Raw genomic sequence first — 19535 nt, forward strand, 5'->3', positions numbered from 1 at the left:
CAAGAGCGAATTCATACGGCCTTACGCATCAACAAAGGGCGGCAATCCGCACCTTCCTGAACGCCAGTCTGGAGTGTTGCACTCAGCAAACACACAACTATCCAGTTGTGCCCTGGAGTTGGCACCATTGGATCAGAGCGTCCTGGCCATCGCGGTAGTAACCGCGACGACGACCGGTGCTGCGGAATCCGAGCGACCCATAGAGCCCAAGTGCGGCCGTGTTGCTGGCCGCCACCTCGAGGGTGGCCCCGCTGGCGCCCCGCTCATGGCCCTCCCGCATCAGCTCGCTGAGCACCATCCGGGCCAGGCCGATCCGCCGCTGAGCGGGGTGCACCAGCACCAGCAGGATCTGCAGCTCATCGAGGATCAGCCAGCCGCTGGCCACAGCCACCAGCTCGGAGCCGCGAAGCACCCCCAGGACGCAGCGCCCAGGTCCCTCAATGTCCTGGGCCTCCAGGTCCTGGTGCCACTGCCGCAGGTCCCAACCCCGGGGCCGGCAGAGCCGATCGAGCTGGTGGCAGGCCTCAGCGTGGATGGGACTCAGCCGCTGGGTCTTCAGCTCGTGCTGCCCTGCCCCTTCGATGCTCATCCTTACGATTGTGATCAACCAGGACACAGCCCCAAGGATGACGCCGATGACCATTTCTCCCGTCACTCCGGCTGACCAGGCCGTCGGCAACGGGTCCGTGCCCAGTCCGGCGATGCGCCCCTTCGAGTCGGAGGCTGATTCGCTCAGTCCCAACCGCAACCTCACGCCGCTCACCACGGCCCTCGACGGCCACGACCGGCTCCAGGTGGGCGGCTGTGATCTGGGCGAGCTGGCCCGCCGCTACGGCACACCGCTCTATGTGCTGGATGAAGCCACCCTGCGGGCCAGCTGCCGGGCCTACCAGGAGGCCCTTGCCGCCCACTACCCCGGCCCCTCCCTGGCGCTCTACGCCTCCAAGGCCAACAGCAGCCTGGTGCTGAGTGCTCTGGTGGCCTCCGAAGGCCTCGGCCTCGATGCCGTCTCAGCGGGCGAGCTGCTCACCGCCCTGCAAGGGGGCATGCCGCCGGAGCGGATCGTGTTGCATGGCAACAACAAGTCGGATGAGGAGCTCTCCCTGGCGGTGGCCCATGGCGTGACCGTGGTGGTCGACAACGACCACGACCTCGAGCGCCTCGCCGAGATCGCCCCCGCCGCGGGCCGGGTGGTGCCGCTGATGCTGCGCTTCACCCCCGGCATTGAGTGCCACACCCACGAGTACATCCGCACCGGCCATCTCGACAGCAAATTCGGCTTCGACCCCGATCAGCTCGAGTCGGTGTTGCAACGCCTGGCCGGGTGCTCCTGGGCCCGCCTCACCGGCCTGCATGCCCACATCGGCTCCCAGATCTTCGAGCTGCAGCCCCACCGCGACCTGGCCGGGGTGATGGCCGATGCCCTGGCCCTGGCCCGCTCCCTCGGCCATCCCGTGAGTGATCTGAACGTGGGCGGGGGCCTGGGCATTCGCTACGTGGCCTCCGACGATCCCCCGACCATCCAGGAGTGGGTGAAGGGGGTGGCCGAGGCGGTGGTGCGCGCCTGCCGCGAGCGGGATCTCGAGCTGCCCAGGCTGTTGTGCGAGCCAGGCCGCTCCCTGGTGGCCACGGCTGGCCTCACCGTGTACACGATCGGCAGCCGCAAGCAGATCCCCGGCCTGCGCACCTACCTGTCGGTGGATGGGGGGATGAGCGACAACCCCAGGCCGATCACCTATCAGTCGAGCTACACGGCAGTGCTGGCCGAGCGGCCCACGGCCGTGGCCACCGAAACGGTCACGGTGGCGGGCAAGCATTGCGAATCCGGCGACGTGCTGCTCAAGGACCTGGCCCTGCCCCCCAGCAGCAGCGGCGACCTGCTGGTGGTCTTCGCCACCGGCGCCTACAACGCCTCGATGGCCTCGAATTACAACCGCATCCCCAGGCCTGCGGCGGTTCTCGTGCATGGGGGTCAGGCTGAGCTGGTGCAACGGCGCGAGCGACCAGACGAACTGCTGCTCCACGACGTGCTGCCAGAACGTTTTCGGCCGGTAGCATGAGTCAAGTGCTGTAGGGCTCTGTGATCTGGCTGAGGCTCCTCGATCTGCGCCTGCTGCTGGATCTGCTGTTCGCCTCTGCTCTCGGGATGCTGCTGTTGGCCCGGGTGCGCGAATCCCGCACCCTCTGGTTGCTGCGCGGCTGGCTGTTTCTGGTGGCCCTGGTCTGGGTGGTCCAGCGCTTCGCCAACCTGCCCCTCACCACCCGGCTGCTGGAGGCGGTGGTTCTGGGTTGCAGTCTGGCCCTGGCGATCCTCTGGCAGGGGGAGTTGCGGCGCTTGATGGAGCTGCTGGGCACTGGTCGCCTCGACGTGCTGCTGGGCAACCAGGGGGTCGACCAGGAGATGTCGGGCGCGGTGGCGATGCTCACCGAGGCGGCTGGCCGCCTGTCCCAGGGCCGCCGGGGCGCCTTGATCCTGGTGGATCTGGGCAGCGATCTTCGCCCTGAAGACTTTCTCAACCCCGGCATCGAGCTTGACGCCATGCTCTCGGTGGATCTGGTGCTGAATCTGTTTGCCGCCGACACCCCTCTGCACGACGGGGCCCTGCTGGTACGAGGCAGCCGCATCCTCTCGGCGGGGGTGATCCTGCCCCTCTCCCGCCAGGGGATCACCCGCTATGGCACCCGTCATCTGGCGGCCCTGGGCATCACCGAACGCTTCGACCGCTGCCTCTGCATCGTGGTCTCCGAGGAGACCGGCACCCTCTCCCTGGCCCGCCAGGGCAAGCTGGAGCGCCCGATCACCAGCAGCCGTCTGCGTGAGCTGCTGACAGCCGCCCTGGCGCCCTCATCCACGAAAACCCCGGCCAAGACTTCCGGAGGTTCGGTGGTGCCGCTTCCCACTGGACGTACCGTGTCCGAGGACACGCCCGAATCCCGCGCATGAGTCGCTCGCCGGCGACCACCGACCCGATCCAGGCGTCAGCCCAGCCCTCCGAGCTGCTGCCGGCCTGTCTGGATCCCGCCCGGCTGCCGGCCCATGTGGCCGTGATCATGGACGGCAACGGCCGCTGGGCTCGTCAGCGACGCCTGCCGCGCATGATGGGTCACCGTGAAGGGGTGGAAGCGCTCAAGCGAACCCTGCGCCTCTGCAGCGACTGGGGCATCGGTGCCCTCACCGTCTACGCCTTCTCCACCGAGAACTGGAACCGCCCTGGCGAGGAGGTGACCTTCCTGATGGCCCTGTTCGAGCGGGTGCTCGCCCGTGAGCTGCAGGCCCTGGAGCGTGAGCGGGTGCGCATCCGCTTCCTGGGCGACCTGGAGCAGTTGCCGGAAGGGCTGCAGGAGCGCATCGCCGCCGCCGAGGCCCGCACCGCCGCCAACACAGGCATTCACTTCAACGTCTGCACCAACTACGGCGGCCGGCGGGAACTGGTGCAGGTGGCCCGGCGCCTGGCGGAGCGGGCCGCCCGAGGTGATCTCGATCCCGCCGCCATCAGTGAGACCCACTTCGAGGCCGAGCTGCTCACCGCCGGCGAGGTGGATCCCGATCTGCTGATCCGCAGCAGTGGCGAGTACCGCATCAGCAATTTCCTGCTCTGGCAACTGGCCTACGCCGAGATCCACATCACCGATGTGCTCTGGCCCGATTTCAATGAGCAGGCCCTGCTGCGGGCCGTGCTGGATTACCAGGGCCGCCAGCGGCGCTTCGGGGGAGTTGAGCCCCTGCTTCCCCCCAGCGCCTGACCCTGTCCCCTCCCACTCCCTGCCCCGTTGACCACCACCGCTCGCCCCTCAGCCGCTGCCACCACCTCGGCCCCTGACCTGCGCCACGACTGGAGCCGCGCGGAGATCCAGGGGCTGCTGGAGATGCCGCTGATCGACCTGCTCTGGCGAGCTCAGAGCGTGCACCGGGCTGCCAACCCCGGCTACCGGGTGCAGCTGGCCTCCCTGCTCAGCGTCAAGACCGGCGGTTGCGAGGAAGACTGCGCCTACTGCCCCCAGTCGATGCACAACAGCAGCGACGTGAGCGGTCGGCCGGAGCTGGAGGTGGAGCCGGTGCTGGCGCGGGCCCGGGCCGCCAAGGCGGCCGGTGCCCATCGCTTCTGCATGGGCTGGGCGTGGCGCGACATCCGCGATGGTGCCCCCTTCGAGGCGATGCTGGCGATGGTGCGCGGTGTGCGTGAGCTGGGGCTGGAGGCCTGCGTGACCGCCGGCATGCTCACCGACGCCCAGGCCGAGCGCCTGGCGGCGGCGGGCCTGACCGCCTACAACCACAACCTCGACACCAGCCCCGAGCACTACGAGCGGATCATCACCACCCGCAGCTACCAGGAGCGGCTGGAAACCCTGGAGCGGGTGCGGCAGGCGGGCATCACCCTCTGCTGCGGCGGCATCATCGGCCTGGGGGAGACCACCAGCGATCGCGCCGGTCTGCTGCAGGTGCTGGCCAGCCTCGACCCTCATCCCGAGAGCGTGCCGATCAACGCCCTGGTGGCGGTGGAGGGCACACCGCTGGAGCATCAGCCACCGGTGGATCCGCTCGAACTGGTGCGCATGGTGGCCACGGCCCGCATCCTGATGCCGTTCAGCCGGGTGCGCCTCAGTGCCGGCCGCGAGCAGCTCAGCCGTGAGGCCCAGATCCTCTGCCTGCAGGCGGGCGCCGATTCGATCTTCTACGGCGACACCCTGCTCACCACCGGCAACCCCGATGTGGCCGCCGACCGGGCGCTGCTGGCGGCGGCGGGGGTGAGTGTGGAGCTGGCGGTTTGAGGGAGCGGATTGCGGCCTTTTACAAGTTCGTGGCCTTCTCCGCCGCCGAGTTGCCGGGCTGGCGCGATGAGCTGCTGGCGCTGGCCGGCAGCCAGGGGGTGAAGGGCACCGTGCTGCTGGCGGAGGAGGGCGTGAACGGCACGATCGCCGGCCCGGAGGACGGGGTGACGGCGGTGCTCGCTCACCTGCGCGCCGATCCACGCCTGGCGGATCTGGAGGCCAAGCTCAGCTGGAGCGAGCGGCCCGGCTTTCACCGGCTCAAGGTGCGCCTCAAGCCCGAGATCGTGACCCTGGGCCGCCCTGAAGCCCGCCCCAGCGAGCGGGTGGGTACCTACGTGGCGCCCACGTCGTGGGACCGCCTGATCGGCGATCCCGGCACCCTGGTGATCGACACCCGCAACAGCTATGAGGTGGCGCTGGGCAGCTTCGAGGGGGCGATCGATCCGGGCCTGGAGCGCTTCGCTGATTTCCCTCACTGGGTGGACTCGGTGCTGCGCCCCCTGGTGGCGGAGCGCACGCCCCAGGCCCTGGCGCTGTTCTGCACCGGTGGCATCCGCTGCGAGAAGGCCACTGCCCACCTGATCGACCAGGGCTTTGGCGGGGTCCATCACCTCGAAGGCGGCATCCTGCGCTATCTGGAGCTGGTGCCGGAGCTGGGCAGCCAATGGCGGGGCGAATGCTTCGTGTTCGATCAGCGGGTGGCTGTGAATCACCAGCTGGAGCCCGGTGAGCACAGCCTGTGCCACGGCTGCCGCATGCCCCTCTCGCCCAGCGACCGCGCGCTGGCGAGCTACATGACGGGGGTGAGCTGCCGCCATTGCGTTGATGGTCTCACCCCGGAGCGCCGCGCCCAGTTGGTGGAACGCCAGCGCCAGGTGGAGCTGGCTGAGCGGCGGGGCCAGGCTCACATCGCCCAGGTGTTCACCAGCTGAAGGGGCCCATGGCCGATCCGGTGATGCCGTCTGTGGTGGCGTCGTGGTCGACGCCCGAGGCCATCGAGGCTGTCGTGGAGGCGTTTGAGACCGCCAGCCTGCCCCGCCAGCACTGGACCCACCAGGCCCACCTGCTGGTGGCGCTGGTGAGCCTGCGCCGTTGGGGCCATGACCAGGCCCTGGTCCATCTGCGCGAGCGGATCCGCGCCTACAACGAGGCCACCGGCACTCCGAACAGCGACAGCTCCGGTTACCACGAGACCCTCACCCGCTGGTTCCTGCGGGCGGTGGACGCTCACCAGGCGCGCCATCAGGAGCTGCCGCTGCCGGTGTCACTGGAGCGGCTGCTGGCCTCCCCCCTGGCAGATCCGGCCTGGCCCCTGGCGGCCTACTCGCCGGAGCGGCTGTGGTCGGTGGACGCCCGCCGCGGCTGGGTGGAGCCCGACCTGAAGCCCAGGGCCGTGCTGGCGAGCGCGGTGCCGCCGCGCCAGCGGGCCAGCGCCTATCCGGCCCCCTTCGCGGCGCGGCTGGCCGGACGGGAGAAGCGGGTGCTGGGCGACCTGTTTGGCCTGAGCCGGTTCGGTGTGAACCAGACCCTGCTGCCCCCGGGCGCTTGCACGGCCCTGCGCCATGCCCACAGCCTCCAGGATGAATTCGTCTATGTGTTGCAGGGGCATCCCACCCTGATCAGCGACGAGGGGGAACTGGAGCTGGCCCCGGGGATGGCGGCGGGCTTCGCGGCGGGCCGGGGCAATGCGCACCACCTGGTGAACCGCGGCGCCGAGACGGTGATCCTGCTGGAGATCGGCGATCGCACCCCCGGCGATCAGATCGACTATCCCGACGACGACCTGCAGGCCAGGGAGCTGGATGGCGGCTGGAGTTTCAGCCGCAAGGATGGGACGCACTGGTGAAGCGGTCTGTGCCCCATGTGCGTGCCATCCTTGCCGTGGCGGACACGCTGGTGCATTTCTCCGCCTGGAGTTCGCTGGAGCGGGCCCGCGCCTTCTTCGAATCCGAGGAGCTGGTGGCGATCCGCAAGCGGGCGGGGGTGAAGTCGCCCGAGTTCCTGTACCTCGAGGAGATCGAGCGGGGGGTGCTGTAGGTGCCCATGGCGGAACGGCCGATCCTCTACAGCTTCCGCCGCTGCCCCTATGCGATCCGGGCCCGGCTGGCCCTGGCGGCGGCGGGGGTGCGGCCCGGCCGTGATCTGGAGATGCGGGAGCTGAACCTGAAGGCCAAGCCCCCGGAGCTGCTGGAGGCCTCCGCGAAGGGCACGGTGCCGGTGCTGGTGCTGCCAGCCGATGGCACCTCAGCAGGCCAGAGCCATGGAGCTGGCTCCGTGATCGATCAGAGCCTGGCGGTGATGCGCTGGGCCCTGGAGTACCACGACCCCGGCGATCTGCTGAGGCGGGCCGACACACCGGGCCACGCGGCCGAGCGGGCGTTGATCGAGGCGCTGATTGCCAGCAATGACGGTCCCTTCAAGCACCACCTCGACCGCTTCAAGTACTCCGGCCGCTACCCCGGCGCCGATCCCGAGGAGCATCGGGCGGCGGCCCTGACGATCCTGCGCGACTGGAACGCCCAGCTGCCGCAACTGGGGGATCGGCCCTCCCTGGCGGATCTGGCCCTGCTGCCGTTCGTGCGCCAGTTCCGCCTGGCGGATCCGGAGGGGTTCGAGGCCGCGGCGGGCCTGACGGAGGTGCAGGCGTGGCTGGGGCGGTTCCTCGCCAGCCCCGAGCTGACGGCGGTGATGGCCCCGCCCTGGGCCCCGCGAGCGGCCTGGCGCTCGCCGCGCTGGCTGTATCACCTGGCCCTGGCCCCGGAATGGCGCGCCGCCAGGAGCCATGGGGTCTACCGCCGCTCCAGCCGCGGCCTGAGCCTGGAGGACGTGGGCTTCATCCACGCCAGCCACAGCCATCAGCTCGAAGCCACTCACCAGCGCTTCTACGCCGATGCGGACGATGTGCTGCTGCTCACGATCGATCCCCGACGCCTGGCGACGGCCGGCATCGCCGTGGTGGAGGAGCCGGCCCCCGGCAGCGGCGAGCTCTTCCCCCACATCCGGGGGCCTCTGCCGCTGGCGGCGGTGCTGGCCTGGGAGCCGTTCCCCGTATGAGCCATCTGGCGGAGCTGGAGGCGTGGGGAGCGTCGCGGGGATTGCTGCTGCGTCTGCAGGTGAGCGGGCCCGCGGCGCTGCGGGGGCTGCGGGTGGGGGTGGCCCGCCGCGGCCCCGAGGGCGGCCCCCAGCTGCTGGGGGACCTCAAGGGCTGGGCGATTCCTCTGCCGGGCGGCCTCCATCTCGACACCCTGCGCATCCAGGTGCCGCGCGGAGAGCCGGCCGCTGCCCTGGTGGGTCCGCTGATCTGGGCCGCCACCTTCGCCTGGGCGCTGGAGCACACCCCCTGCCGCCGCGCCGCGCTGCTCGCCATCCGCGACGACGAGCACCAGCACCGTCGCCTGGTGCGTTACTTCCGCCGGCTGGGCTTCGAGCCCGTGCGGGAGCTGGGCGCGGGAGCCCTCGATCTGCCGCAGCGGCTGCTCTGGGGCGGCTCGGGATTGCTGATGCGGGGCGACTGCGCCGAGGGCCTGCGGCGCTGTGAGCGCTCGCTTGGTCTGATCACAGCAGCTCCCCGGGCAGGAAGCGCTGGATGAACACAGCCAGGGCCATGGGCCGGCAACGGGGCTGCCAGCTGGAGCCCCCAGGCAGCCGGCGCCAGCACGTCACCTGCAGGCAGGGAGCGGTGCGCTCCAGCAGCCGCACCTGGTAGCGGTACTCGGCATCGGCGGACTGCTCCGCGCTGCTGAGCACTTCCGCCCTGGGCTGGGTGATCAGGAAGGAGGCAAGGAATGCTGAGGCCTCGTGGTTGTGGCGCAGGGCGGTGGCGAAGCGCCAGGCGGCGCCGGTGGGGTAGCCGTCGTGGTGGAGATAGAGATGGCGCTCGGGGGTGCTGGGGAAGCCGGTGAAGGAGTAGACGGCGCGGGTGGCCAAGGGGGTGTGGCGGCAGCACTCAATGAGTGCCCCAGACGTCTCACACTCCTTGGCTGAAGGACAAATCGCTGAACGGCATGGGCCTGCCTGTGCTCCGGCGCGGTGGCGTCTTCCCGACGCGAGGCGGCCAGCTCAGTTGTCGATGAACACCGAATGGGCCGTACGCACGACCCGAGGATCGGGCTCACCGACGACGTCGTGGTCTTTGTGCTCGTACTCCAGGGCGTGGAGGACGCTGCGGATGGCGCCGAGACGGGCCCGCCTCTTCTCATTCGAGTTGACGATCGTCCATGGCGCCACGAGGGTGTCGGTGGCGAGCAGCATCTCGTTGCGAGCTTCGGTGTACGCGCTGTACTTCGCCACGCTCACCTCGTCGATGGGCGAGAGTTTCCACTGCTTGAGGGGATCCTTGCGCCGGTCGTCGAAACGCAGCTTCTGGCGGGCCTGCGACACGGTGAACCACATCTTGAAGAGCAGGATCCCACTGCCGACGAGTGATTGCTCGAAGCCGGGAACCTGGCGGAGAAACAGGGCGTGCTCCTGGGGTGTGCAGAAGCCCATCACCTTCTCCACGCCGGCCCGATTGTACCACGACCGGTCGAACATCGTGATTTCGCCCGCCGATGGCAGGTGCGGGACGTAGCGCTGGAAGTACCACTGGGTCACCTCGGCATCGTTGGGCTTGGGCAGCGCCACATGGTCATTGCCGCGAGGATTCATATGTTGGCGGAAGCGCTTGATCGATCCACCCTTGCCCGCCGCATCGCGACCTTCGAACAGGATCACCAGGCGCTGTCCGACCGCCTTGATGTGACGTTGCGCTTTGAGCAGTTCAATCTGGAGCGATTCGAGATCCCGTTTGTAGTCTTTCTTGTCGATCGGCTCGTCGTAGGGAAGATCGTTCTGCATCTCCTCGATCGTCTCGACGGGCGATGGGCGGTGCTTCTTGCTCATGAGCTCAACGGTAGCTACGAAAAGCAAACACCACAGCGGTGCTGAGCACATTGATCACGATGTGAGGCACTCACACCCAGGCGGCGCAGGGCAGCTCCGCCTGGGTGAGCACAGTTTTCACCGCGACGTTCTGCAGATCGGGGGGATAGCCGTATTTGTTGAGGATGCGTTTCACCATCACGCGGATCCTGGCGCGGGCACTCTCGCGCAGAGTCCAATCGATTGACAGGCTCTTCTTCACCTGAGTGATCAGTTCGGCGGCGATCAGTTTGAGTTTGTCGTCGCCCATGGCCGCCGCGGCACTGTCGTTGGCGGCAAGGGCGTTGTAGAAGGCGACTTCGTCGTCGGTGAGGCCAAGGGCTTCAATGCGCTTGGTGGCGGCATCGAGTTCCTTGGCGAGGGCGATCAGCTCCTCGATCACCTGGGCCGTGGAGATGGCGCGGTTGTGGTAGGCGTTGAGGGTGGTCTTGAGCTTTTCGGAGAACACCTGGCTCTGAACCAAGTTGCATTTTGAGCGGACCTTCAGTTTAAGGAACCTCTGATCAAGACGCCTTAATCCGAATAATCTAGTCTCATTCTCATCAATGAGACGATACTGAGCAGATTTAGCCCACTTTTCGCTCAGAGAAGCCCTTGAAAAGACTTCAGGCAGTTCCCACCATTCGTTTTGGCTTGATTTCTGGATGATTATCGGTCTTTAGACACACTATACCCTTGCTTTACGCTGAATCAGGTATCCGTTCCCGTACCATCCAGAGGTTTGCCAGGGCAAAGAGCAACTTCAGCTTGAGGTCGTTCTTGCGGATACCTCTGTAGAAGACCTTCCGGAAGCCGAACTGACATTTGATGATTCGAAAGGGATGTTCCACTTTGGCGCGGAAGTGGGCTTTCGCCGTCTCAATCAGATCAAGAAGCCTGCCCTCAGGTGTCTCTGGAAGCACTCTGCGCTGGCCGGGCTTCATCGCAATCCTGAACTCAGCCTCGCAGTCCTGGAAGTCGTTTCGTTTCTCGATGCCGATGTGGCCGGCATCGCCGTAGATGAGGCGTTCATCCCCATGGAGCCGTTCAGCTGCTGTGTTCAGCTCATGAACATTGGCGGCGGTGCTCTCAACAGAGTGGACCAGGCCAGATGCGGCATCAACTCCGATGTGGCAGCGCATTCCAAAGAACCACTGCTTGCCCTTGGCCACTGAGTGCATGTCAGGATCCCTCTCCTTGGCCTTGTTCTTGGTGGAGCTGGGGGCATTGATTATCGTGGCATCAAGGATCGTTCCTTCCCTCAGCATCACTCCTCTCTCGCTAAGCATCTGGTTCACACCCTCAAGAATCTGCTCCGCGATCCGGTGCTCTTCCAGCAGATGGCGAAAGTTGAGAATCGTCGTCTCATCAGGGATCCGGCCATCCATCGTCTCGATCCCTGCGAAGCGGCGGAAGCAGGGCGTATCGATCAGCATCTCCTCCATCAATGGATCTGAAAGCGTGAACCACTGCTGCAGCAGATGGATCCGCAGCATCACCTCCAAAGGAATCGGCGGACGACCTCCTTTGCTGGAGGGCTTGTGATACACGGGCTCAATCAAGGCCAGAAACGCTTCCCAGGGAACCGTGGCCTCCATCTCATCCAAGAAGCGCTGGCGGCGCGTCCTCTTTTTGGCGTAGATCTGCTCGTAGTCCGTGAAGCCCAGCTGGAGAGGGTCGGCCATCCGTTCCAGTCTCAGTCTTGGATCTGGACTGATTTTAGCGGGTTTTTCAGGGGTTCCTAAAGGGCTAGAGCTGCAGCTTGGCGCGGTGCTCTTCGAAGCTGCCTGCGATGTACTTGAGGAAGATCAGGCCGAGCACCACGTGCTTGTACTCGGCCGCGTCCATGTTGTTGCGCAGCTTGTCGGCCGTAAGCCAGAGCTTGGCCTCGAAGCCCAGTTCCGCCTTCACCTCCTCATAGAGGGGGTCATCCCAGCCGAGCGCCTCCCGAGGGGCAGGGTTTCTGGCGGGGCTGCCGGCCTTCTCCAGGGTTTCGAGGAACTCGTCCAGCCGCTCCTGGTCGGGCATCGATGGATCAGGTCAGTTGCTGATCGCTGAATGATTCATCGCTCAGGGCTGACCGCCCCAGGGGCTCCAACCCGACTCGCGGAAGAGGCGATAGGCCACGGTGCTGTTGACGATCGGATCCAGCAGCTGGTCCGGCGTGCTGATGCCCATCGCGGCCATCAGCTGACGGTTGGCCGAGTAGTGGATCTGGAACAGCCCGAGGCAGGCCCCGGCGCAGCCGCGGGCGGTGGGGGACAGGCCGCTCTCCAGGCGCGCCAGCCGGATGGCGGACTCGTGATGCGCAGCGGGCCATACCTGGCGGATGGCAGTAAGCACCTGGGATTGGCCCGCTTGATTGGCTTCAGCAGCGGGAGTCAGCCAGGGAGTGGCCCCAAGGGCCAGTGTTGCACCGAGCAACAGGGGGATGGCCCGACGGACAGAAACAGCGTGAAACGGCATCCATCCACCCAGCCAATTGCGCCGGACGGTATCGGCTCAGAGGCGGGTTGACCAGTGGCTGGCTGAAGTGGGTGCCCTTCAGAGGTTGGCATTTTTGCAGTCTTTGCCCCATTTCTGATAACAGAGTCCATTGTCCCGGCAATCAACACGGTTCAACGGAGCGTCGAAGTGCTGAGCAAACATCTTCTGGATAATGTCCGAAGGTGCCGTCCCGACCACCTCCTGAGTGATGCTGCAGGGGGAGCCCGCGGCATTGGCTTTGACCACGGATGCGTTCAAGGTGGAGGCCAGAACCAAAGCCAGCATTCTCTTGTTGCCAGGATGATTCCCAGCCTAAGGTTGCGCCATGGCCGCTTGTGTTGATCGGGTCATTGAGATGTTGCCAGGTCTATCTGGGGCGGAGTTTCATGGCGCGATTCCTTGGTTTCAATCCAGTGATCATTGGACGTTGATGATCGACAGAAGTCGTCTTTGAGGCTGCGGCGGCGGTGAGCTGCCTGCTTCGGGCTGTGGCCCCCCTCCACGGCTTGGCCATCAGCGCTCAGGGGCGCAGGTCGCCAGCGATGGGACCAACGGAGGGAGGCGCGGGCAGCAGCGGTGTGGGGTCCACCGCCACCAGTCCCTGAGGCTGCCGTTGGCGCAGTTCCAGGTGCAGGTGCGGGCCGCTGGCATTGCCGCTCTGGCCCACCAGGCCCAGGGGCTGCCCGGCCCGCAGGCTCTCGCCAGGGCTCACGCTGGCCTCCAGCAGGTGGGCGTAGAGGCTTGACCAGCCGCCGCCGTGGTCGATCAGCACCGTGAGGCCGTAGCCCGAAATTACATCGACCCGCTGCACCCGGCCCCCGTTTACGGCCAGCACGGCGGTGCCCTCTGGCGCGATCAGATCCACTCCGGTGTGCATGCGCCAGGCCCCGCGGGCGCTCGCGTAACGCCAGCCCCAGGGGTCCTGCTCGCTGGCGGGGCGGGCCAGGGGGTAATGCAACGGCTCCGGGGGCCTGGCGGCAGCCTCGCCAGGCCCCGGCGGTTGCCCTTCGAGGGCAAGATCGCCCACCGCGACCACGGGGGGAACCGTTGCCGGCCGCTCGGGCCTGGGGGCCTCAGTCCAGGACTCGTCTTCAGAGCCCGCGCCGCTGGCCGAGTCGGGGATCAGCGGCACGGCGATGGCTGGCGGCGTGTGGATCAGGGCGGCACCACAGAGTGCGCCCAGCAGGGTGAGCAGCCGCATCTCCGGGTTCAGCCGGAAGCGGGCAGGGGCCGTCGGGCGCAGCACAGGCCGTGTCGCCACCGACCGTGGCGTTGCAGAAAGAGGCGTTGTACCGCCCTCAGATCCGCCGCACCACCACCACGCCGCGGCTGCGGCCTGAGCTGGTGTCGGTGGTGCGGATCGCCTGCCAGAGATCCGTCAGGGGCACCCACACCGAGGGGTAGCGGTAGCGGGCCACGTCCAGGATCAGCACCCGATCCGTGGCGGCGTTGTAGGCAGCCAGCGGGGAGATGTGGCCGCCGCCGGCCTGGCCCAGCGCCTTGCGGTCGTAGTTCACCAGCAGGCGATCACTGCTCTGAGCGAGATTGCTGCGCACCAGCAGCCGGAACTGGGCCAGGCTCAGCCGATCGCCGTGGATGGCCCGGGCCTGCAGCCCATGGCTGGCCAGAAGATCCCCCAGCTCCTGCAGGGTCATCCCCTGGCGGGCCACCACCTCAGGGCTCAGCACCGCCCGGGTGGCGGCGGCCTCGAACACGTTCTCCTGGGTCCAGAAGCGGTAGCTGCCGTAACCCGCCGCCGACGGGGCCGGCACCGCCAGGCTGTTGAGCACCATCACCATGCTGGCCACGCCGCAGTAGGCGAGGTTGGCCTGGGTGAGGAACTGCTCCGCCAGCGGTCCGTAGTCGGCGCGATCGGCGCTCTGCAGCAGCAGGGTCTGCCCCTGGGGCTCCGGCAGGGGGATCGTGGCCGCCGCCGGTTCGGCCAGGGCACGGGGCAGCAGTGGCGGCAGGGCCACCAGCGCCAGGCCCAGAAGGGCCGGCAGGGCTCGGCAGCGGCGGGAGGCAGGCAGGGTCAGGACGGTCCATCTAGGGTTCGCGCCAGTGTGGCCCCGCCTGATGGCCTTTGAGGTGTCTGAGGCACGGATGCATGGCATCCGCTGGATTCTCACCAGTGCCTGGCTGCTGATCATCGCCTCGCTCTTCTACGACCCCTGGACGCCCCGGTTCACCGAGGCGGATCACCCCTGGAGCCCCCTGCGCCTGCCCGACACCTGCGTTCCGGTGCAGGGTGTCTGCCTCAGCGAGGCCCCTTATCCCCTGGGCACCACGCTGTTCTGGGGCGCCGTGGTGCCGGCGGCGGTGCTGATCCTGCTGCTCTTCGGCCACGAGCTCTGGCGCCGGGTCTGCCCGCTCTCCTTCCTCTCCCAGATTCCCAGGGCCCTGGGCCGGCAGCGTCAGCGCACCAAGGTCAACCCGCGCACAGGGGACCGCCGCCAGCAACTGGCCAAGGTGCCCGACGACTCCTGGCTGGCCCGTCACTACTCCCACCTCCAGTTCGGCTGGCTGTTCGTGGGCCTCTGTGGGCGGATCCTCTTCTTCAACGCCGACCGGCTGGTGCTGGCCGGCTGGATGCTGTTCACCATTGCCGCCGCCATCAGCGTGGGCTGGCTCTATGGCGGCAAGGCCTGGTGCCAGTACTTCTGCCCGATGGCGCCGGTGCAGAGCGTCTACTCCACCCCGGCGGGCCTGCTCGGCAGCAAGGCCCACCTGAGCGAGAAACCGATTACCCAGTCGATGTGCCGCACCGTGCTGCCCGACGGCAGTGAACAGAGTGCCTGCGTGGCCTGCCAGCAGCCCTGCATCGACATCGACGCCGAGCGGATGTACTGGACGCGGCTGAGCAGCCGTGAATTCAGCTTCGAGCGCTATGCCTACGTGGGCCTGGTGGTGGGCTATTTCCTCTACTACTACCTCTATGCCGGTAGCTGGGACTATTACTTCTCCGGTGCCTGGCTGCGCCAGAGCGATCAGTTGTCGCTGCTGCTGCGGCCCGGTCTGTTCCTCTTCGGCCAGAGCCTGAACGTGCCCCGGCTGGTGGCGGTTCCGCTGGTGCTCGGGTTCTTCACCTGGTTGGGGGTGCGTGTGGGCCGCTGGATCGAGCGCAGCGGCCGCTTCGGACGTCATCAGATCTTCGTGCTGGCCACGTTTCTGGTGTTCAACTTCTTCTTTCTCTTCTCCGGCCGGCCGCTGCTGCTGCTGCTGCCCGCCTGGGTGCAGACCCTCTTTGATGCCGTTGTGGTGGCGGTGAGCAGCCTCTGGCTCTACCGCTCCTGGGAGCGCAGCGCTGATCTGCACCAGCGCGAGAACCTGGCCAGCCGCTTCCGCCGCCAGCTGGAGAAGCTCGATCTCGATGTGGGGCGCTACCTCGATGGGCGCCAACTGGCCGACCTCAGCCCCCATGAGGTGTATGTGCTCGCCAAGGTGCTGCCGGGCTTCACCCGCGAGAAACGTCAGCAGGTGTACAAGGAGGTGGTGCGGGAGGCCCTGCAGGAGGGCTATGCCAATGCCTCCAGCAGCCTGGAGGTGCTGAGCCAGATGCGGCGGGAAATCGGCATCACCGATGAAGAGCACAGCCTGCTGCTCGAATCGGTGGGGGTGGAGAACCCCGACCTGCTCGATCCCGACGGCCGCCGCAGCCTTGAGGATCAGATCCGCCTGAGCGGCTACAAGAAATCCCTGGAGCGGCTGATGCTGCTCAAGAGCCGCCAGGCCGATCCCGAGGTGATCCGCAACCTGCGCAGCCAGTACTCGATCAGCCCCGATGAGGAGGCCAGCGTGCTCGAAGGCCTCGCCCCCAGCACTGGTGCGCTGCAGAAGCTCGAGGCGATGCTGCCGCGCTTCTCCGAGCTCAGGCGGGCCCGTCTAAGCCTGCTGCAGCGGGTGCTGGAGGATCAGCCGCTGGTGCGAGATCTGCTCGCCGATTCACTGCTGCAACGCCAGGACCTGAGCTTGCGCGCCATACTCAGCGTGCTGGCAGAGCTGAAGGAGCAGCCTGAAGCGCTGAAGTTGGCGGCCCGGCTGCAGGCCCTGAGGCCGGTCAACCTCCCTGTCGTGCTTGCTGAGGGCGACTGGGAGCAACACCTCTCCCCGTCGGTGCTGGCTCTCCTGCAACAGGAGCCCCAAGGCGCCGCGGATGAGCCGCCGGCCTATTCCCTTGCCGACACCCTCTCCAGCCTGGAAGATCTGCTGCAGGAGCGCACACCGCTGCTGCGTGCCGCCGCCCTGTTCCTGCTGGCGCAGCTCGATCTCAACCGGGCCCGGTTCCTGGCCAGTGGCCTCGATCCCGCTGCCGCTCCGGTTCCGCTGGCCGAGATGATCAGTGCCTTGCAGACGCCGACGGCGCCGGTCCCCGAGCTCCAGGATCTACCGGAGCTGGAGATGCGGGCTCATCTGGCCGCCAGCGATTTCTTCCGCGGCACCAGCCACGCCAGCCTGGAGCAGCTGGCAGCGGTCTCGGAGCTGCGCCGCTTCGGCGCCGGGGAGCTGATCACGGAAACCGGTGACACCTGCCGCGAACTGCTGCTGCTGATCGCAGGGCGGGCAGCGGTCCGCTACCAGCAGGCCGTAGGTGTTCGCCTCGAGCCTCTCCTGCCCGGCCAGGTGCTCGATGAGCTGGAGGTGCTCAGCCACAGCGCCTCGGAGAACACGATCCTGGCCCAGGAGGAGGGCACCCGGCTGCTGGCGGTGCCGGTGGATGGCTTCGATGCGGTGCTGGAGCGTGACCCCGATTTCGCCCGCAGGGTGTTGCAACTCGAGAGCCGCCATCTCCAGAGCCTGATGCAGTCGCTGCACAGCTGAGGGATCAGCGGCCTCGGTCGTCCATCCCGGGAACCACATCCCAGTGATGGTCGGCCATCAGGGCCTGGGTCTGCTCCGGGTTGAGCAGCCTGGCGTTGTGATAGCCCCCCGTCACACCGCCCTGGCGGTTGCGCAGCACCAGGGCCCGGTCATGACCGGGCGGGCGGCTCACGCGCCGGACCAGCAAGGTGGGGAACTCCATTGGGGGGTGCGGTGCAGGGGACCTGCAGGGCTCAATCAACCGCAGATCCCCGCATCCGCCAGCCCCTCAGGCGCTGATGTGACGGATGAGGTCAAGGCATTTGCAGGAATAGCCCCACTCGTTGTCGTACCAGGCCACCACCTTCACGAAGGTGTCGGTGAGGGCGATGCCGGCGCCGGCATCGAACACCGAGGTGCAGGTTTCACCGAGAAAATCCGACGACACCACCTCGGCCTCGGTGTAGCCCAGCACTCCAGCCATGGGCCCCGCGGCGGCCGCTTTCATCGCGTCCTTGATGGCCTCGTAGCTGGCGGGTCGCTCCAGATTCACGGTGAGATCCACCACCGACACATCCGGGGTGGGCACGCGGAAGGCCATGCCGGTGAGCTTGCCGTTGAGGGAGGGGATCACCTTGCCCACCGCCTTGGCGGCGCCGGTGGAGGAGGGAATGATGTTCTGGCCGGCTCCGCGGCCACCGCGCCAGTCTTTCGCCGAAGGGCCATCCACCGTTTTCTGGGTGGCGGTCATGGCATGGACCGTGGTCATCAGCCCGTCGCGGATGCCGAAGTTGTCATGCAGCACCTTGGCGATCGGGGCCAGGCAGTTGGTGGTGCAGGAGGCATTCGAAACGATGTCCTGGCCGGCGTAGGTGTGGTGGTTCACCCCCATCACGAACATCGGCGTGTCGTCCTTGGAGGGGGCCGAGAGCACCACCTTCTTCGCGCCCGCCTGGATGTGGGCCCGCGCCGAGGCGTCGGTAAGGAACAGACCGGTGGATTCGAGCACCACATCGGCGCCGACGGCCCCCCAGTTCAGGTCCGCCGGATTTCGCTCGGAGGTCACCCGGATGGCCTTGCCATTGACGATCAGCTGGCCGTCGCGCGTCTCCACCTCACCGCGGAAGCGGCCGTGGGTGGAATCGTGGCGGAGCATGTAAGCGATGTACTCGAGGTCGATCAGATCGTTGATCGCCACCACATCGATCCCCTCGATCTCGAAGCTGCGGCGAAACACCAGCCGGCCGATCCGACCGAATCCGTTGATCCCCATGGCAATCGCCATCTCGTCTCCTCTGAGCGGTTGTGCTGCAACCTCTCACCCTACCGGTAGCCTCCGGGTCAACTCCTGCTTCAGCCCAGCCAGTTGAGGAAGCGCTGGATCACCACGGCGTTGCTGATGTCCACGAAGAAACCCGCCACCAGCGGCACGATGATGAAGGCCTGGGGTGACGGACCGTAGCGGTGTGTCACCGCCGCCATGTTCGCCATGGCGGTGGGGGTGGCCCCCAGGGAGAACCCGCCGAAGCCTGAGCAGATCACCGCGGCGTCGTAGCTGCCGCCCATGGCTGGGAACACCACCATCACAGTGAACAGCACCGCCACCAGGAACTGGGCGGACAGGATGATCAGGATCGCTCCGGCCAGCTCAGTGATGGTCCAGAGCTGCAGGCTCATCAGCGACATCGTCAGGAAGATCCCCAGGGAGATCTCCGAGATCAGCGCGAGCGAACGGGTCTGGGCCGGCCAGATCAGCCGGGGGATCAGGCGTGGCACCGTGTTGGTGAGCAGGATCGCGCTGAACAGGGCGCAGACGAACAGCGGCAGGTTGCTGCCCATCGCCTTCAGGGCCTCATGCAGACCTTCCCCCAGCGCCAGGCTCATGTTCAGCCAGAACAGGGTGCGCAGCAGGCTGAAGAAATCCACCGGCCGGGGGTCGGTCGGGGTGTCGGCCCGTTCCGTGGGCCCGTCGGCGGGACCGGATCGCAGCTGATGGCGGCGGATCAGAAACCTGGCCACGGGGCCTCCGATCAGCGAGGCCAGCACCAGACCAAGGGTGGCGCAGGCCACGCCGATCTCCATGGCGTTGTCGATGCCGTGCTCCCGGGCGAAACGGGGTGCCCAGGCGATGGCGGTGCCGTGGCCCCCCAGCAATGACACGGAACCGCCCAGAAGTCCGTTGAGGGGGGAGAACCCCAGCAGGCTGGCGACCCCGACGCCGGTCAGGTTCTGCAGGATCATGAAGGCCACGGTCAGGACCACCAGCACCAGCAGCGGCCGGCCACCGGCCAGCAGGGTCTTGACGTCGGCGTTGAGGCCGATCGTGGCGAAGAAATAGAGGAGGAGAAAGTCGCGGGTTTCCAGGTTGAAGTTGATCTCCAGCCCGCTCACGGCATGCACCAGGGCCAGCAGCAGGCACACCAGCAGGCCACTGCTGACCGGCTCGGGAATGTTGAACGTGCGCAGCACCGTGAAGCGCTGATTCAGCCAGCGGCCGATCGCCAGCACCACGATGGCGATGTTGAACGTGGCAAAACTTCCGACCTCCAAGCTGAAGAATCCTCTGCGGTTTGGCAGAGCCT

General features: G+C 67.0%; 23 protein-coding genes. 10 read left to right on the top strand and 13 right to left on the bottom strand.

Annotated elements, in window-relative coordinates; translation table 11 throughout:
* Positions 1 to 97 precede the first annotated feature (97 nt).
* The gene (locus WH5701_RS04670) at positions 98 to 589 is read right to left on the bottom strand and encodes a GNAT family N-acetyltransferase (RefSeq protein WP_006170859.1); all 492 of its coding nucleotides are present in this window, start codon (positions 587 to 589) and stop codon (positions 98 to 100) included.
* Positions 590 to 701: 112 nt separating this feature from the next.
* Here WH5701_RS04670 and lysA point away from each other — a divergent pair, with 112 nt between their 5' ends.
* Genes lysA through WH5701_RS04715 form a run of 9 tightly spaced genes read left to right on the top strand, consistent with a single transcriptional unit; the run spans position 702 to position 8360 of the window.
* A complete protein-coding gene (gene lysA / locus WH5701_RS04675) occupies positions 702 to 2060 on the top strand; it encodes a diaminopimelate decarboxylase (protein ID WP_037980321.1) in 1359 nt (452 codons plus the stop codon).
* 20 nt (positions 2061 to 2080) lie between these two features.
* Entirely contained in the window at positions 2081 to 2944 is an 864-nt protein-coding gene (cdaA, locus tag WH5701_RS04680) for a diadenylate cyclase CdaA (protein ID WP_006170861.1), read from the top strand.
* Positions 2941 to 3744, top strand: coding sequence for an isoprenyl transferase (locus WH5701_RS04685; RefSeq protein WP_006170862.1), 804 nt, complete (start codon positions 2941 to 2943; stop codon positions 3742 to 3744). The genes cdaA and WH5701_RS04685 overlap by 4 nt, the downstream gene beginning before the upstream one ends.
* A gap of 27 nt (positions 3745 to 3771) precedes the next feature.
* Entirely contained in the window at positions 3772 to 4770 is a 999-nt protein-coding gene (gene bioB, locus WH5701_RS04690) for a biotin synthase BioB (protein ID WP_006170863.1), read from the top strand.
* Complete coding sequence (locus WH5701_RS04695) at positions 4767 to 5702, top strand: rhodanese-related sulfurtransferase (protein WP_006170864.1); 936 nt, start codon at positions 4767 to 4769, stop codon at positions 5700 to 5702. Before bioB ends, WH5701_RS04695 begins: the two co-directional genes overlap by 4 nt.
* Positions 5703 to 5710: 8 nt before the next feature.
* Positions 5711 to 6616, top strand: coding sequence for a cupin domain-containing protein (locus tag WH5701_RS18675; RefSeq protein WP_006170865.1), 906 nt, complete (start codon positions 5711 to 5713; stop codon positions 6614 to 6616).
* Entirely contained in the window at positions 6613 to 6807 is a 195-nt protein-coding gene (locus WH5701_RS04705; protein ID WP_006170866.1) for a hypothetical protein, read from the top strand. The genes WH5701_RS18675 and WH5701_RS04705 overlap by 4 nt, the downstream gene beginning before the upstream one ends.
* Positions 6808 to 6813: 6 nt before the next feature.
* Entirely contained in the window at positions 6814 to 7824 is a 1011-nt protein-coding gene (locus WH5701_RS04710) for a DUF952 domain-containing protein (RefSeq protein ID WP_006170867.1), read from the top strand.
* Positions 7821 to 8360: a hypothetical protein gene (locus WH5701_RS04715; RefSeq protein WP_006170868.1), complete on the top strand. Its 540-nt coding sequence runs from the start codon at positions 7821 to 7823 to the stop codon at positions 8358 to 8360. Before WH5701_RS04710 ends, WH5701_RS04715 begins: the two co-directional genes overlap by 4 nt.
* Here the strand turns inward: WH5701_RS04715 and WH5701_RS04720 are convergent.
* The 9 genes from WH5701_RS04720 to WH5701_RS04760 form a co-directional block, all read right to left on the bottom strand.
* Entirely contained in the window at positions 8326 to 8697 is a 372-nt protein-coding gene (locus WH5701_RS04720; protein WP_006170869.1) for a hypothetical protein, read from the bottom strand. The genes WH5701_RS04715 and WH5701_RS04720 overlap by 35 nt on opposite strands.
* A gap of 132 nt (positions 8698 to 8829) precedes the next feature.
* Positions 8830 to 9651, bottom strand: a complete 822-nt coding sequence (gene ppk2, locus WH5701_RS04725; protein ID WP_006170870.1) for a polyphosphate kinase 2 — start codon at positions 9649 to 9651, stop codon at positions 8830 to 8832.
* Between the two features lie 70 nt (positions 9652 to 9721).
* The gene (locus tag WH5701_RS04730; protein WP_367279713.1) at positions 9722 to 10342 is read right to left on the bottom strand and encodes a type I restriction enzyme endonuclease domain-containing protein; all 621 of its coding nucleotides are present in this window, start codon (positions 10340 to 10342) and stop codon (positions 9722 to 9724) included.
* Between the two features lie 28 nt (positions 10343 to 10370).
* Complete coding sequence (locus tag WH5701_RS04735) at positions 10371 to 11354, bottom strand: IS5 family transposase (RefSeq protein ID WP_006170118.1); 984 nt, start codon at positions 11352 to 11354, stop codon at positions 10371 to 10373.
* Between the two features lie 64 nt (positions 11355 to 11418).
* Positions 11419 to 11697 carry a type I restriction-modification system subunit M N-terminal domain-containing protein gene (locus WH5701_RS17145; protein WP_006170872.1) on the bottom strand — a complete coding sequence of 93 codons (279 nt, stop codon included), beginning with the start codon at positions 11695 to 11697 and terminating at the stop codon, positions 11419 to 11421.
* A 42-nt stretch (positions 11698 to 11739) separates the two neighbouring features.
* Positions 11740 to 12135: a transglycosylase SLT domain-containing protein gene (locus WH5701_RS04745; RefSeq protein WP_071934202.1), complete on the bottom strand. Its 396-nt coding sequence runs from the start codon at positions 12133 to 12135 to the stop codon at positions 11740 to 11742.
* Between the two features lie 78 nt (positions 12136 to 12213).
* On the bottom strand, positions 12214 to 12414 hold the full coding sequence (locus tag WH5701_RS04750) for a hypothetical protein (protein WP_156776549.1): 201 nt from the start codon (positions 12412 to 12414) through the stop codon (positions 12214 to 12216).
* 262 nt (positions 12415 to 12676) lie between these two features.
* Positions 12677 to 13417 (bottom strand): M23 family metallopeptidase, encoded by a 741-nt coding sequence (locus WH5701_RS04755; RefSeq protein ID WP_232201784.1) that lies wholly within the window; start codon positions 13415 to 13417, stop codon positions 12677 to 12679.
* Positions 13418 to 13454: 37 nt separating this feature from the next.
* Positions 13455 to 14132, bottom strand: coding sequence for a phytochelatin synthase family protein (locus WH5701_RS04760; RefSeq protein WP_232201785.1), 678 nt, complete (start codon positions 14130 to 14132; stop codon positions 13455 to 13457).
* A gap of 100 nt (positions 14133 to 14232) precedes the next feature.
* On the opposite strand from WH5701_RS04760, the gene WH5701_RS04765 reads away from it, so the two are divergent.
* Positions 14233 to 16974 carry a cyclic nucleotide-binding domain-containing protein gene (locus WH5701_RS04765; protein ID WP_037980335.1) on the top strand — a complete coding sequence of 914 codons (2742 nt, stop codon included), beginning with the start codon at positions 14233 to 14235 and terminating at the stop codon, positions 16972 to 16974.
* Positions 16975 to 16978: 4 nt separating this feature from the next.
* Here WH5701_RS04765 and WH5701_RS04770 read toward each other — a convergent pair whose 3' ends face one another.
* From WH5701_RS04770 to gltS, 3 genes are all read right to left on the bottom strand, one after another.
* Complete coding sequence (locus tag WH5701_RS04770) at positions 16979 to 17176, bottom strand: hypothetical protein (RefSeq protein ID WP_006170878.1); 198 nt, start codon at positions 17174 to 17176, stop codon at positions 16979 to 16981.
* 66 nt (positions 17177 to 17242) lie between these two features.
* Positions 17243 to 18238, bottom strand: coding sequence for a type I glyceraldehyde-3-phosphate dehydrogenase (gene gap / locus WH5701_RS04775; RefSeq protein WP_006170879.1), 996 nt, complete (start codon positions 18236 to 18238; stop codon positions 17243 to 17245).
* Between the two features lie 68 nt (positions 18239 to 18306).
* On the bottom strand, positions 18307 to 19503 hold the full coding sequence (gltS, locus tag WH5701_RS04780; protein ID WP_006170880.1) for a sodium/glutamate symporter: 1197 nt from the start codon (positions 19501 to 19503) through the stop codon (positions 18307 to 18309).
* Between the last annotated feature and the right edge of the window lie 32 nt (positions 19504 to 19535).

The sequence above is a fragment of the Synechococcus sp. WH 5701 genome (assembly GCF_000153045.1).
GTDB lineage: Bacteria > Cyanobacteriota > Cyanobacteriia > PCC-6307 > Cyanobiaceae > Regnicoccus_A > Regnicoccus_A antarcticus.

What these genes read in the sequence shown, in the direction of transcription:
- WH5701_RS04670 (WP_006170859.1), bottom strand. Translation starts at nt 589, where the DNA reads ATGAGCATCGAAGGGGCAGGGCAGCACGAGCTGAAGACCCAGCGGCTG.
- lysA (WP_037980321.1), top strand. Translation starts at nt 702, where the DNA reads ATGCGCCCCTTCGAGTCGGAGGCTGATTCGCTCAGTCCCAACCGCAAC.
- WH5701_RS04685 (WP_006170862.1), top strand. Translation starts at nt 2,941, where the DNA reads ATGAGTCGCTCGCCGGCGACCACCGACCCGATCCAGGCGTCAGCCCAG.
- WH5701_RS18675 (WP_006170865.1), top strand. Translation starts at nt 5,711, where the DNA reads ATGGCCGATCCGGTGATGCCGTCTGTGGTGGCGTCGTGGTCGACGCCC.
- WH5701_RS04710 (WP_006170867.1), top strand. Translation starts at nt 6,814, where the DNA reads ATGGCGGAACGGCCGATCCTCTACAGCTTCCGCCGCTGCCCCTATGCG.
- WH5701_RS04715 (WP_006170868.1), top strand. Translation starts at nt 7,821, where the DNA reads ATGAGCCATCTGGCGGAGCTGGAGGCGTGGGGAGCGTCGCGGGGATTG.
- ppk2 (WP_006170870.1), bottom strand. Translation starts at nt 9,651, where the DNA reads ATGAGCAAGAAGCACCGCCCATCGCCCGTCGAGACGATCGAGGAGATG.
- WH5701_RS04735 (WP_006170118.1), bottom strand. Translation starts at nt 11,354, where the DNA reads ATGGCCGACCCTCTCCAGCTGGGCTTCACGGACTACGAGCAGATCTAC.
- WH5701_RS17145 (WP_006170872.1), bottom strand. Translation starts at nt 11,697, where the DNA reads ATGCCCGACCAGGAGCGGCTGGACGAGTTCCTCGAAACCCTGGAGAAG.
- WH5701_RS04745 (WP_071934202.1), bottom strand. Translation starts at nt 12,135, where the DNA reads ATGCCGTTTCACGCTGTTTCTGTCCGTCGGGCCATCCCCCTGTTGCTC.
- WH5701_RS04765 (WP_037980335.1), top strand. Translation starts at nt 14,233, where the DNA reads ATGGCCTTTGAGGTGTCTGAGGCACGGATGCATGGCATCCGCTGGATT.
- WH5701_RS04770 (WP_006170878.1), bottom strand. Translation starts at nt 17,176, where the DNA reads ATGGAGTTCCCCACCTTGCTGGTCCGGCGCGTGAGCCGCCCGCCCGGT.
- gap (WP_006170879.1), bottom strand. Translation starts at nt 18,238, where the DNA reads ATGGCGATTGCCATGGGGATCAACGGATTCGGTCGGATCGGCCGGCTG.